Source organism: Paenibacillus sp. 2RAB27 (genome assembly GCF_052115445.1).
Classification (GTDB): domain Bacteria; phylum Bacillota; class Bacilli; order Paenibacillales; family NBRC-103111; genus Paenibacillus_E.
Genome location: NZ_JBFRGR010000010.1, coordinates 178,701 through 192,479 on the forward strand (window position 1 = coordinate 178,701; position 13,779 = coordinate 192,479).

Below are 13,779 nucleotides of genomic sequence, written 5' to 3' on the forward strand. Positions count from 1 at the left end.
CTAGCACTTAACAGTAGTTAAAGTTGAGGTAGCAGTTGAAGTAAACCATAGAAAAGAGGTGACGAACGATGCAGGATGGACAAACGTTTTTTTCGCTAAACAAGAAAATGGATTGGGAAGAGGGCTTTGATGCGAATGTTCATATGGTGGAGCAGGGTTTTTCGATTCAGCAGTCGGAGAAGTACAGCATTCATCGCATCGTTCGCACGGATGAGCTTGAAGGGATTCCGCCTATTCGCGACATGACAGTAGGGCCTGGGCGGAAGCTAATTTTGCTGGATGAGTCAGCGAATGTGTGGATTTACGATGATGAAAGTCGACACAGGGAATTACTGTTTCGTCATGGTCACGACCTATTCAGCTCGGAAGCGATGCTTGCATCGATGTCGGATCTTCTAGTGATTGCGGATGCGACCGAGGGCACGGAGAGAAGACTTGCTGTCTACTCCATCTCCAATGGTCAGACCATGTGGGCGGTTCAAGATTGGGAAGGTATGAGTTTATATCCACTATCCCTGAATACGAAGCTTCAAACTGCGAATACGCTATTTATAGCGGTTCCTTTGGACATTGCGGTTGGTATGAATGGAAGTCCCGAAGTCCCGAAGGACGGTCGGATTGGCATAATACAGTGGAACTCGGCTGGTGAGGTGATACGTGTGTATGAACATGACGCCCATCGTATGCCGGAGGCCATTCCGATTTCGAAGCTGCAGGAGCGCTATTTTACTGCGGCGGCAGATGGCACGATTGCCCTGCTGGATAACCAGCTTCGGTCGGTTACGGTGTTCCATGAAGATGGGCGAGAGCCGTTCCATTTCCAATTGGAGCAGGAGGGGCGATTTGCCGGCATTTCCATTGATACGAATCATAATCTCTATATAGGGGATAGCGGTTACGCGCAGCAAGAGGGTGTGACGGAGCGGTTTATTTTAAAATATCGCGGCAACGGTACCACCTTGGATAAGGTAACAGGCTTCCGTGGACGAACGGATAAATTAGTACGGGATGGGCGCAATCGCCTGTACGTGTTCGATCGAATGAGCGGTCAGATTAGCTTGCTGGACCTTCGAGCTCGAACGATGCTTCTGGAGGACACGCAATTACCGGAGGCCGTGTACTTCTCTGCGGATCTCGATACGACGGAGACGGAGACGACGTGGCACAAAATACGGTTGGAAGCAGATATCCCAGAGGAGACGCAGGTTCGGTTTTCGTATTATGCCTCGGATGAAAGTGAAGGGATGGTGGACGGGGATTACGTAAATCTCACTAGCTATTTCACGGATCCAGATATCTCGGTCAAAGAAAAGCTAAGAGCGACGCGCGACCTTTGGTCAGAGCCGATTCTGAATCCCAAAGATGCGCTGCTGATGAATGCGAAGGGGCGATATCTCTGGTTCAAAATCGAGCTGATCGGCAGTGAGCAGAAATCACCGTTTATTCGCAAGTTGAGGGTGTATTACCCTCGCACCTCATTGATCGCTTATTTGCCGCCGATGTATCAACAGGATGAGGAGCATAGCCCTTTCTTGGAGCGATTCCTGGCGATGTTTAGTACGTTTTTTGACGATATGGAGGATACGATTGATCGGATTTCGGGCCATTTTGATCCGGATGCGGTGTCGGGACCGTACTTGGAATGGTTGGGCGGTTGGCTTGCTATTACGGAGCACGAGGCTTGGGGCGAGAAGAAGCTGAGAGAGCTGATCAAGCGAGCACCAGAGCTATACAAGCTGCGGGGAACGCGCGAGGGCTTGATGAATATGCTCCACATTTACACGGGCGCTGAGCCATTCATATTGGAGTATTTTCAATTTAAGCAAATGCAAGAAACGTCAGAGCTGCGGCAGCTTTTCACCCAGTTATATGGCGATAATCCTTACACCTTTTGTGTACTGCTGAGGCCAGAAAGTGTGCGTACAGATGAACAGCGCTTAGTGATTGAGCACATTATTGAAGATCAGAAGCCTGCTTATACCGAGGGCAAATTGATTGTGCTGCAGCCTTGGATGTATGCAGATATGCATACCTACCTAGGTATTAATACGTACTTGTCTGAGCCTACTTTATTAACCCTCGATCAGCGCTCGTCGATGCCTTACAATACGGTGCTGATTGATGTGGATCGTGATAAACGGATGGATATACATACGCGCTTGGGACTAGATTCCGAAATCGAATAATAAAAGAAATTGAGTCAGAGAAGGTGAGGGGATCGTTATGAAAAAATCACGTTATTACCCGTTTGAACGTAATCGGTATTTCTATGGGAAGCTGCTGACGGTCAGAGATTTCGAGTCCGAGCAAAAGTATTTTAACGATAAACGCAGAATGATGAACCGACTTCTACATGGTTCTGGTGTTGTAACTGGCTTGCAGGTTGTAGCGGTGGATGAGAAGTCTGTTTCGGTCGAAATGGGTGCCGCCATTGATGCCTTAGGACGGGAAATTGTCGTGCCATCTCCGATGACGATGAAGCTGTCTATGATGGATGGGTTCAGCAATAATCAGTATGCTAAGAACGTTTACCTGTGTATTGCCTATGATGAAAAAGAAAAAGAGCCCGTCCACGCTGTAGCGAACTCTTCCGTCCGTTCGGACGAAATTAATGATTATAATCGTGTGTTGGAAAGCTATCGTCTGTTCATCCGGGAGGATGCACCAGACCCAGCTTCATTGCCGCTGGCTACGCTGTCAGATCAGACGGTTGTACTGTATCAGGATAAGCAGGTACGCGTCCTGCAAACGACACCGCGCTATGTGAATCCGGGGCAATTGTTCGAGATGACACTGCGTTTTGAGAAAACGCTGAAAGCGGGCAGAATGACCTTCCAATATGAGCTTGATGCTCATCGTGTAGAGGCGATCAACGGGACGACCATTGTGTTCCAAGAGCCACAAGATGCACAAGAGAGCGAATATGAAATGAAGGTGCTGCTTCGTGCCGATAGTACGGCTGCGGCGAAAGCATCCGTCGGTGTAAAAGCGGGAACTGGGGCTTTGAAGCTGGATGATAGACAACTCGAGCTGCAAGCGCAATCCATTGGCGAGATTAGCATCGTGAACGAAGCGGTGAAAGAGCGGTTAATGTCGGATTTCGTGAAGCAATCCTTGGAAGCATCTTTGGAAGCTCCATCGGAGCCGTGCATTTATTTGGCCAAAATCTGTTTGATCCAAGTCGGACCGACTTATGTCATAGAAAGTGTTGAGCAAGTACCGTTCGGTGAATACGTCTACAATACGTCCGTTATGTACCGACTCGGTCAAGCCAGTCAGTATCGGGAAGAAACCTCGGGTCAATTCGTAACGAAGTCCAAAGTGAAAACCTTGGCTCCGGGACAAATGCCAGAGCTGAATGTCAATTACAACCCCTTGATCAGCGAGTTGTCTTTTGATCTAGGTATTCCAGCTGGCGGTGGCAGCGGGATTGCAGGCATTGTAAGCGGGTATGTCGACATACCGATTGAACCTTTCACGAAAATTGCCGTTTCACCATTCGGGCGTGCGATGAAGAGCTTCTACTCAGGTGAGATTGTACACGGACTCGGCGAGGGAAATGTGTTGATCATCACAAGCTTAGAAGAGCAAAGCGGCAATGCGTTCTCGGATATTCTTTCTAGTGGAGACCGCGTATATGGCGGGGCTTCGGAAGTGTTCAAAGGTAGTGAGTTTGAGCCAGATGCACCTGAGGTGAAGATCGGAACAATCGCGTACCCGCAGAAGGGTACATTCCGTATCGGCGTGAAAGTGCAGCAATCGGGTGAGCAAGGCAATGTACGTGTGCGCTGGTGGGCATACAGTGCGGAGATGGCAGGCGTCGTGCAAGGTAGTGGCGGAAGCGGCGATTCCTTGGACGAAGCGTTGTCAGCTATGAGAGAAGCGGCTTCGGCAGGTAGTGACGCGGAGTAGCATGCAAAAAGACCGTCCTGAACAAGTGAGCCTTGTTCGGACGGTCTTTTTGACGTCGCGGTGTCGTCAGAGGCAATTTCTTAACGGACATGGTTGCCGCTATTTCTCGTATACGGTGGCGGTCACGGTGATAACGGACATGTGTGACGCTATTTGGTAAAAAGGAACAAGTTGGACTAGCAAAATGGTGGGATAGCGTCGTTGCTGTCCGTAAAATCAGAAAAAGGAGCAAATAGTGCGGAATAACGCCTCCCATGTCCGTTAGGATACGGGGGATGCCATCTTGTGTAGTTGGGCTTAGAGCGCAGCCCTTATTGTACTTTGTCCAACAAACGGTAAATCACAACCGCTGCTTGTGCTCTAGAGGCGTTATCCGCAGGTGCGAATTGTCCTCCTGTCGTTCCGCTGAGTAGGCCTAGGGCAGAAGCGATTCGGACATAGGATCTAGCCCATGTACTAATCGTGCCTTCGTCGGCATATTTGACTTCTTGTGTGGTGACGAGATCTTCAAGCTTTTTGCCTGTGGCATGTAAATAAGCGTTGACCATAGTGAGAGCCATTTGTTCCCGTGTGATAGGAGCATCCGGAACAAAGGTGTGCTCGCTCATGCCGCTAATAATACCCGCTGAATAGGCGGCATAGACGGAATTCTGATACCAAGCATCCGCGGAAACATCTTGGAATATGTCTGTTTTGCTACCTGCTTGTAATTTTAATGCTTTAGCGATGATGGTGACGAATTGTGCTCTTGTTAATGTTGTATCAGGTTGGAAGGAGTCTTGATCGATACCATCGATAATCCCTTTGCCAGCCAGGTTTTCAATTTCTTTTTGTGCCCAATGATCCTTAATGTCCTTAAGGATTGTCTCGTTTTGCTTCTCGAGAACAGCATATTTGGAGAAATGGGCAAGTGAAGCCGTCATGGTGCCATCCGAATTAAGAGTGCCGGCGATCGGCGTCCAAGCACCTTGTGCTTCATCATAGAAATAAACGCTTAGTTTATGAACATCTTTGACCTTTTTGGCATCAAAAGGAATAGTAACCTTTACAGGTGAAGCAAATGAATTAATTTTCGACCCATCCTCGGTTACAGAGAAATCATAAGTAGCGGATGCTGAAGTGAAATTCGGGATGGATGTATTGGTTTTGCTTGATGTAAATAGGATTTTGCCAGTCGAAAGCTTGATCGGCCAAGCATTTGGTGGAATCTGCATGTTGATATCATTAGCCGCAATAACGATGGGTCTGTTCATTTGCGAAGCTTTTTGAACAATATCAGCATCCATCTCGACGGAGAGGACATCCACATTTTCTTTCGTTTTGGCATCAAGGGTTAAGTCTGACAAAGCTTTATTTAATAAGATTAATAAATCAACGTGTGCTGGTTTGAACTCATACGCCATTTTCCCATCGGCATTGAGGAAGGGAGGTTGTTGTGAGCTGCCGCCGCCTCCACCACCACCGCCGCCACCGCCTACAGGGGTAATCGTATACTGATAGTACGCATCATTACTGAATACATTATTATGTTTAGTAGCAACAGTTAAGTTAGTATTTTCACTAAGTGATAGCTCACCACCTGTTATTGGAAAAGTAGAAATAAGTGCGGCCTTATTTGCCTGTTCGAGCTTATAATAAATGGTACCAGTCGTGTATGAAGAGGTGAGGGTAACCTTCTGAGTTCCTTTGTACGTTCCAGGAGCTAAGCTAACCTGTGGTGCAGTTGGTGGATTGTAGAAAGTAAAGGMGTTCGAACGGTGAATATAAACGCCACCAGAAGGAGCGGGTTCTTCCCATGTCCCGAAAATATAAAAGTCATGCACAGGATCGTTATTTGCCATCGTAGCTGTTAATCTTTTTTGACCTATTTGAAGGTGATCCCAAGCAGGTGCAACAAAGTCATAAGTTGTATCTTTCTCTCTGTCATCTGTCGTTGCATTAAAAGCTCTCGCTTCAAGGTACACTGAATAGGTGACATTGACGACGCTATTCTGAACATTGACCAATTTAAAGTCATAATTGACTGTAGGATTGGTTGGGAAATTCGCAGCTGGAGGAACCGAAGTGATTTTTAGCCTAGGCACTTCAAATGCGCGAATGCCATTAATGAGACCAGTACCATAAGCCATCGTTTGCGAAACATAGTTATATGGATAGTGGATGGATGGTTCATAGATATTTACCTGCAACGATTGTAGAGCGGTTGGCTGTGCTGACGTCTGAAGAATGAGACGAATGTCTTCTGCCTCCAGATTATGATTAGCAGCTTTCAGTAAAGCAGCCAGTCCTGTAACAAAAGGCGTAGCCATGGATGTTCCTGACTTATAATCATAGCTGCTGCCAATAATTGTGCTATAGATATTAACGCCGGGTGCGACGACATCTATTTTGCCTATATTAGAGAAATCCGCAATCGCAAAGCTTAGATCAGAAAGTTGGGCTACAGCACCAACACTTATCACTTCTTCATAGGCTGCTGGGTAGCTAGTAAAATAGGCAGTACGGTGGGTATCTGTAGTATCCCAAGGTTGCGTAGAGTATTGACCTATTTCATCCTTCTTCCAATTGTTACTGTCGTTGCCTGCGGCTGAAACAATCACAGTACCTTGATCATGAATTGTTTTAATAATGTCATGTATGGCTTTACTGTTTCCATAACTGCCCAAACTCATATTGATCACATCAACTGGATGGGTCTGCAAGTATTGGAAAGCTTGGTACAAATAGCTCGTATCCCCACCACCAGTACTATCAAGAACTTTAAGTGGCATAATTCGGACGCCTTGAGCGACACCTACATCGGCGCCGCCATAAGGCTGCGCTGCAATAATACCTGAAACATGTGTGCCGTGACCATTATCGTCTTGAGCATTGTTATCATTATTTACAAAGTCGTAACCTTGACCTTGGATTATAGCATTTTGTAGAGCTGGATGTGTCATATCAATACCAGTATCCATCACGGCCACTTTGACACTCTGATTCTGAGTGAGGTTGGAGTATGTACCCATTTGATCGACGTGTGACGCAAGCTTCCCCCAAGTCCGCTTATATCCCTCAGTTCCAGAATAGACCGATTGTGAGACAGTGGGTGATACATCCGTCGCAATCAAATGCACCTTATAAACCGGCTCTGCATACTCCACATTCGGGTCCTTTTGAAGTTCAGCGACCTTATCTGAGACAGATTGCTCATCGCTGAAATTGAGCGTTGTCCAAGCAGAAGCGGAGTGCGCGGACAATGCCTGTATACCGTTAGCAGCAGGCTGTTGCTTGTATTTCACAAGCACCTTCCCCGGAACGATGTCGTTCTCATTGAAGGAAGGCGCAGTGGATGTGCTGGCTAGATCATTCGGTTCTTGAGCATAGCCGAGTGTGCCAAGGGAAAGATTGAAGACGGTAAAGAGTGAAACGAGTGCAAGGAGTAACTTTCTTTTATGCAAAACCATGACTTCCCCCTAGTAAGATGTAATATGAATACGAAATAATAGATTCATTTCATATTTTACATGTAGAGAGGGCGGAGCTTTGTCGGAATTTGTCGACGATCTCTAAATATTCGATAAAACACTGGGTTGAGTCGCGTTTACTCGACGATTCTGTCTTCCGAACGAAACATAATACAGACCGAGTATGATAAGCTGTGAACCGACCAACACGACATAGATATTGCTAAAAATAGTACCAGATCCGTGGCTGAAAAGTGGATTCCAGCTAGTCATCGAAGCCGACCCTAGATCGACGGCCTTGCTATACAGACCGATGGCGATACCTTGCCCGATGAAATTGGCCATTGACATCATGCCCATACCTACGCCAACCTGATCCTGCGGTAGGGTCCGGGAAACGGAATTGTTCACCGCAATGACGATGAAGGATTGACCGACATTGCCCAGAACCAGGAAAACGGCAATAAGCATCGGCGAGCTACCAGTAAATGTGGCAAGCAGCAGGAAGCAGGCTAGCAATAAGCTGGAAGCCATGTAGGCAACATGCGAGTTACCTTTGGCATCGGCAAGCTTGCCACCTTTGCGACCAAATAGGGCAGACGCGACAGCGGCAGGAACCAAGGCAAAGCCAATCCAAACCGAAGGTAGGTGTTGAACATCCGTTAACAGCAAGGGACTGAGTACATAGAGCGAGCAGCAGCTTCCGCTAATGAGGAACGAAAGTGTAAGCCCGAGCGTGTATTTTCGATTTTGAAAAAGCTTCGGTGCAATAAATGGCTCACCCGCGGTACGAATACGCACCATGAATAATCCAAGAACAAGCAGTGCGCCGAGTAAAAGCCAGACGCTGTTCGTCACGCTGAGCAGTAGTAAAGCAATGGTGACACCTAACAATCCGCCGCCAATCCAGTCGAACTTGCTTGAACTTACTGGCTGTTCATTGCCTAGATATTTGCGGTAAAAGGGAAGTGCGGCTAGCACAACGAGAGAGACGGCGAAGAGCCAGCGCCATTGAAGTGTGCTTACAAGTAAAGCCGCGACAACGGGGCCCAGTGCATTACCGAAGGCCAGGCCGACCGCAGTCATGCCAAGGGCTGCTCCTCTTCGTTCCAGTGGGAAGAACCGCAAGGGAATAATCATCGACATTGCAGGTATAACGGCGGCGCCAGAAGCTTGCAAACATCGACCGACGAGCGCCATGGCGAACGTTTGCGAGGTCAGACCGATCAAGGAGCCTAGCGCAAACAAAAGGAGACCGAAAGTGACTAAATCTTTTAACCTGTAGCGATCTGCCAGCTTCCCATAGGTGACTGCGCTGATGGCATATATCAAGATATAAGCAGAAGAAAGCCAGCTTACCTGAGAAATCGTCAGATGAAATTCGGTGCTAATTTTGGGCAGAGCAATATTGAACATGACGCCGCTCATCATGGAGAGGGCCATCGTGAACATGAGGATGCGCATTAATTTGTCAGCGGTTTGCAAGGGTGCTTTGGTTGCCATTAAAGGACACAACCTTTCTAAGTTAGACTGTCAGTACTGACTGACATTGGGGCGAGAAAAAAACTAGGGCCGTAAAGCCCTAGCAAATAATTGGATACTCTCTTGCACGAAGGGAGCTAAGGTAATGCCAGGATAACTTTTTTGAGCATCAAGATCATTCATAAAAGCTCCGAAATGCATCATAATAAAGGTAAAGGCATGCAGCTCAGGGTTCGTTGTGACGATTTTCCCTTGTGCGGACATTTCAATGAAATAGTTCGTTAGGATCTCCAGCAACTGCTGCGGATGCTTCTGGGTACGATCACGAAATCCGGGCAATTGGCCTTCATCTTCTTTGAGGCTTATTTGAATCATTTTTCGATTACGGTTCATGATCTCATGGTAGGTCGTGCTAACGAGAAGAAGATCTGTCTCCAAATCCCAAACAAGCTTCTCAGCAAACAGTTTCTTCATCTCTTCTGCATAATGATAGCGGTCGAAAGCAGCCTCTAGAAGCTTCTGTTTCGTGCCAAAATGGCGAAATAACGTCTTCTCGCTAAGGCCAGCCGCGGTGGCAATTTCCAGCGTCGTTACGCCGTTATAGCCTTTTTCTGCGATTAAATGGAGCGCAGCTAATAGCAGCTTATCTCCGCTTCCCATTTTGCTGCTACTGCTGTCGTCCATGGTATCCCTCTTCCGAAACAATGTCAGTACTCACTGACATTTATGATAAATGGGTTAGCGGTTAAAGTCAATGAAGATTTCTGATTAGACTTACTGACAGGCAAACAACGCAAATTAGGATGCTCAAAATTGGATATGAAGGATCTTACTATGTTAAAAAAAGTGCATTGAATCGATAGAGAAGCCTGTAACAACGGGGTTCTCTTTTTTTCGTCTCCGACAATGTAGTCAGCAATAATTGGTCATTGTCACGGAACAACCAGTCAGGTAGGATCGGAGTTGTGTAAGAGCTGGATAGAATGAGATCGGGAGGATGAATTGATGAAGAAGGTTAAAAAGAAAGTGAGTATGCTGTTAGCTGCTAATTTGCTTTTTAGTGTGGTTGCCTCAACTGTCCCATTTTTTGAAAGCGCAACCAATCAGGCGAAAGCCGCTGCGGTGAATTTGATGACGAACGGAAGCTTCGAACAGGCGACAACGGCCACGGATGCTAATTGGAGCAGCGCGAATGCTCCTGTGGGCTGGGGGCTATGGATTCCTACTGGAAGCGGGAAGGCCCCAAATAAAACCGTCAATGTCACGTTTGATTCAACGATAGCCCATGAGGGAACTAAGTCCGTATTGGTAGATGCATTTGCAACAAGCAGAGTCTCCATTAATCAGACGGTAACACCGGTGACCGCGGGGAAATCCTACCGCTTGAAAATGTGGTTGAAAACGGAGAATGTGACAGGTACAGGAGTATACTTCAGAACACAATTTTATAACGCAAGCAAAGTTGGAGATGGTCCCTCAACCCCCAAATTGTTAGGTACGAACGATTGGAAGATGCAACAGGTTTTTATGACAATTCCATCGAATGCAACCAAATTGGTCATCGAACCATTTCTGGAGACAGGTATGGGGAAAGTATGGTTCGATGAAGTAAGTCTGGAGGAATATAACGGCGTAACAGGAATTGCTTTGGACCCAAGCGCGATATCTATGACAAAAGATACAACGACTACGCTCACTGCGGTGCTCACTCCCTCGAATGCAGTGGACAGAACGGTGATGTGGACGTCAAGCAATCCAGGTGCAGTCACAGTGGACAGTAGTGGAAACGTGACGGCCGTAGGGGTTGGGACGGCAACCATTACCGTTGCGACACCAGATGGGACGATTTCAGCACAATGTACAATCAACGTGGAATCAGCGGAAATGGCAGCATCGTACAATGCGCTTCGACAGAAATGGAACGACAAGCTAACGGGCGGTGCCCTGTTCAATCCTGCTGATCCAGATATGGCGGCTAACCTCACTAAACTGGCAGACAGTGTATCGAATGCTGCTCAAATAGGTTTATGGGACACATTGATTAAAGTCGGTAATCGGACAAATCTATGGAGTGATTTGACAAGTACAACAGATTCGAGCCAGATTAGTACGGGGTATGCACGTTTAAAAACGATGGCATTAGCCTACTCCATGCCAGGGACGCCCTTGTATCAAAGCACTTTGTTGCGAGATGATATCGTGAGCGCTATGGAATGGATGTATACGAACCGATATAACGAAAACAAGAACCCCTATGGGAATTGGTGGGACTGGGAGATTGGGGTCCCGCAAACCTTAAATGATCTCATCGTGCTCATGTACGGGCAATTGACTCAGGGGCAGATCACTAAGTACATAAAGCCGATTGATAAGTTTTGTCCAGATCCCAAAGTTGGCTCCGTTCTTGGTGTCAAAGGAAGCAAAATGACGGGGGCTAATCTGTTGGATAAAGCATTGGTTGTAACGGTTCGGGGTGTAATCGGGAAAAACAGTGCAAAGATTATACAAGGACGCGATGTGATGGGTCCAGAATTTGTTTACGCCGATCATGGGGACGGTGTTTATGAAGACGGCTCGCTTGTTCAACACACCAATATAGCGTATACGGCGGGATACGGAGCAGTTTGGCTAAGCCGAGCCGCAGATATGACCTTCTTGTTGAATGGCTCTCCTTGGCCGGTAACGGATCCCAACGTCAATAACGTGTATCAATGGGTGTCAGATACGTTTGAGCCTGTCATATATAAAGGTCTCTACATGGATATGGTCAATGGCAGAGGTATGTCGAGGCAAGCTTCAGGCAGCGCCAGAGGCACGATTACAACGTTGCTTCGCTTAGCCGAAGGGGCGCCAGCGGATGTGGCGTTATCCATTAAGCGAATGGCGATGGCGTGGATTTTGGCGGATACGACATATACCAATTATTTCGATGGCTTATCTGTTTACGATTTGAGTCTTGTCAAAAATCTCTTAAACGATGCCTCAATACAGCCTCGAGGAGAATTGCTGAAAAACCAAGTATTTGCTGGTATGGACCGGGTTGTTCATTTGCGTGAGGGATATGGTTTCGGAGTCAGCATGTTCTCTAATCGTATCTCGGCTTTTGAAAAAGGGAATAACGAGAATCTAAAAGGTTGGTATACGGGGATCGGTATGACGTATCTTTACGATCAAGATCTAGGCCAATATCGTAATGATTTCTGGCCGACTGTAGACTCGTTTCGTTTGCCAGGAACGACAACGAACGGCTCTGGCAAAGGCGTGACGCCAGGTGAATGGACCTCGTACATGAACGCGAAAGAGTGGGTGGGTGGATCGACGATCGATGGGCTTTACGGCGCTTCAGGCATGGACTTTTCCTTGGCCAAAGTGACCGGAAGCGACCTGCAAGGTAAAAAATCGTGGTTTATGTTCGATGATGAAATCGTTGCATTGGGCGCAGGTATTTCAAGTACCAGTGCTGGACCACAGCCTGTAGAAACGATCATTGATAACCGCAAGCTGAGTGATGCGGGTGATAATGTGCTCACCGTGAATGGCGCAGCCAAAACAAGTCAACTCGGTTGGTCGGAGAACATGGRGAACGTCAAGTGGGCTCATTTGGCTGGAAATATGCCGGGAACGGATATGGGCTATTATTTCCCAGAGACGACAAGCGTTTATGGACTGCGTGAGGCCCGAACTGGCAAATGGAGCGACATTAACAGCGGCCAATCGGCGACGCCAATCACTCGGAATTACATGAGCCTGGCCTTTGAACACGGGGCAACGCCTTCGAATGCTGCGTATTCGTACGTGATGCTGCCACATAAAGACACTGCGGCAACTCAGCTTTACAGCAATGCGCCCGATGTTGAAGTATTAAGCAATACGACAGATGTGCATGCGGTTAGAGAGAAGAAGCTCGGTATTACGGCAGCGAATTTCTGGAATCCAGGTACAGTTGATTTTATTACAGCACGTAATCCATCATCTGTCATGGTGAAGGAATCTGAAACGGAATTAACCATTGCCGTATCCGATCCAACACAAAAGCAAAGTGCGATTACGCTTGAACTGAACAAAGCTGCGTTATCCCTCGTACGAAGTGATGATACGGTTACGATTGTACAAACGTTGCCCACGTTAAAGCTCCAGATCAACGTAGCAGGTTCAGTAGGCAAAACACACGCCGTAACGTTCAAGAAGGATGCGACAGCACCAATTACAACAGATAATGCAAAGCCAGATTGGCAGCGCAATGCCCAGACTGTGACTTTGACTGCAGGCGACGAGGGCAGCGGCGTGCAGAAGACGTTCTATAGACTGGATGGCGGCACGTTTATGGAAGGGAACTCGGTTACGATCGCTGAAGATGGCGTACATGAAATCCAATATTACAGCGTGGACAATGCCGGCAATCAAGAGGGGATCCGAACAGCGATTGTAAAAATCGATGCAACGGCTCCCGGCATCGTTCCAACAGTTTCGATGGCTGTCTACTGGACGGCTGGCGGCAGCCTGAATTTCGATATTTCCGATCCTGTTAGTGGCATAGTGGGGAAGTCGCTTCAATTGAACGGTACTGAAGTAAGCATCCCTTACACGTTCAGTCCTTTAAGTCTGCCTATTGGCGATCATGCTGTAGTCGTTACGGCAACTGACACGGCTGGGAACGAATCAAGATCAGCGTACACGCTAAAAGTAGTCATGGATGTAGGCCATTTGGATGAGTTAGTAAGTTATGCGTATCAGCAAGGTTGGATTACCAATCAAGGCATATATAATAGCTTGCTAGTCATGATTGATGTTCTTCAAAAACATTTGAATCAGGCACTAGTACAGCAAGCATTCAATGCGTTAGAAAATCATATTCGTGCGCAATCAGGCAAAAAGATCGAAGCAGCATTTGCTGAGAGGCTGTTAAACGCTATTGCCTTTTTAAAGTCATAAAGTA

General features: G+C 47.2%; 6 protein-coding genes. 3 read left to right on the plus strand and 3 right to left on the minus strand.

Annotated elements, in window-relative coordinates; all coding sequences use genetic code 11:
- The first annotated feature begins 68 nt into the window (after positions 1-68).
- Together AB4114_RS16535 and AB4114_RS16540 are read left to right on the plus strand one after the other, a co-directional pair.
- Positions 69-2,186 (plus strand): phage tail protein, encoded by a 2,118-nt coding sequence (locus tag AB4114_RS16535; RefSeq protein ID WP_441989431.1) that lies wholly within the window; start codon positions 69-71, stop codon positions 2,184-2,186.
- Positions 2,187-2,223: 37 nt separating this feature from the next.
- The gene (locus tag AB4114_RS16540; RefSeq protein ID WP_441989432.1) at positions 2,224-3,912 is read left to right on the plus strand and encodes a hypothetical protein; all 1,689 of its coding nucleotides are present in this window, start codon (positions 2,224-2,226) and stop codon (positions 3,910-3,912) included.
- A 311-nt stretch (positions 3,913-4,223) separates the two neighbouring features.
- Here the strand turns inward: AB4114_RS16540 and AB4114_RS16545 are convergent, their stop codons facing one another.
- The 3 genes from AB4114_RS16545 to AB4114_RS16555 form a co-directional block, all read right to left on the minus strand.
- Positions 4,224-7,355, minus strand: a complete 3,132-nt coding sequence (locus AB4114_RS16545) for a S8 family peptidase (RefSeq protein WP_441989433.1) — start codon at positions 7,353-7,355, stop codon at positions 4,224-4,226.
- Positions 7,356-7,463: 108 nt separating this feature from the next.
- Positions 7,464-8,864, minus strand: coding sequence for an MFS transporter (locus AB4114_RS16550; RefSeq protein WP_441989434.1), 1,401 nt, complete (start codon positions 8,862-8,864; stop codon positions 7,464-7,466).
- A 63-nt stretch (positions 8,865-8,927) separates the two neighbouring features.
- Positions 8,928-9,527 carry a TetR/AcrR family transcriptional regulator gene (locus AB4114_RS16555; protein ID WP_441989435.1) on the minus strand — a complete coding sequence of 200 codons (600 nt, stop codon included), beginning with the start codon at positions 9,525-9,527 and terminating at the stop codon, positions 8,928-8,930.
- 321 nt (positions 9,528-9,848) lie between these two features.
- On the opposite strand from AB4114_RS16555, the gene AB4114_RS16560 reads away from it, so the two are divergent.
- On the plus strand, positions 9,849-13,775 hold the full coding sequence (locus AB4114_RS16560; RefSeq protein WP_441989436.1) for a polysaccharide lyase family 8 super-sandwich domain-containing protein: 3,927 nt from the start codon (positions 9,849-9,851) through the stop codon (positions 13,773-13,775).
- Positions 13,776-13,779 lie beyond the last annotated feature (4 nt).

What these genes read in the sequence shown, in the direction of transcription:
- AB4114_RS16535 (WP_441989431.1), top strand. Translation starts at nt 69, where the DNA reads ATGCAGGATGGACAAACGTTTTTTTCGCTAAACAAGAAAATGGATTGG.
- AB4114_RS16540 (WP_441989432.1), top strand. Translation starts at nt 2,224, where the DNA reads ATGAAAAAATCACGTTATTACCCGTTTGAACGTAATCGGTATTTCTAT.
- AB4114_RS16550 (WP_441989434.1), bottom strand. Translation starts at nt 8,864, where the DNA reads ATGGCAACCAAAGCACCCTTGCAAACCGCTGACAAATTAATGCGCATC.
- AB4114_RS16555 (WP_441989435.1), bottom strand. Translation starts at nt 9,527, where the DNA reads ATGGACGACAGCAGTAGCAGCAAAATGGGAAGCGGAGATAAGCTGCTA.